The following is a 389-nucleotide window of genomic DNA, read 5'->3' as shown; positions in this document are numbered from 1 at the left end:
TCCGCGCGCGCCCCAAAGCCCGCTGCCCCCGCAACGGTGCCGGCGAGTGCCACACCGGCGATGAGCTCGTGTGCGGTGACGCCCGCCTCCGCTGACGACGCCGAACTGCAGCGCCGTTGGGTCGAGACGGTGAAGAAAATCGCCGCGGTCCAGCCATCGCGCGGCGGCTTGCTGCAAAGCTCCCGCGCTGTGAGCGACGATGGCGAGACCCTCGTGGTCGCGTTCCCCAAGGGTTCCAACTTCGCTCTCAAGATGATTAGCCGCCCGGACAGCAACGCCCTGGTGATGCCCGTTATCTGCGAGGTCTTTGGCAAGCGCTCCGTTGAGTACGTGATGGACGGCGCTCCGGCCGGTGCCCCCGCCGCGCCGGCTCAGCCCGCCGCGACGGC

Annotated in this window: 1 pseudogene; it reads left to right on the top strand. The window is 69.7% G+C overall.

The features are described from left to right. Positions 1-75 precede the first annotated feature (75 nt). Positions 76-389: pseudogene (locus tag COLINT_RS08650) on the top strand (DNA polymerase III subunit gamma/tau); the annotation flags it as partial.

Source organism: Collinsella intestinalis DSM 13280 (assembly GCF_000156175.1).
In the GTDB taxonomy this organism is placed as follows: domain Bacteria; phylum Actinomycetota; class Coriobacteriia; order Coriobacteriales; family Coriobacteriaceae; genus Collinsella; species Collinsella intestinalis.
Note: the sequence above shows the minus strand (reverse complement) of the source record. Positions and strands in the feature narration are given on the sequence as shown.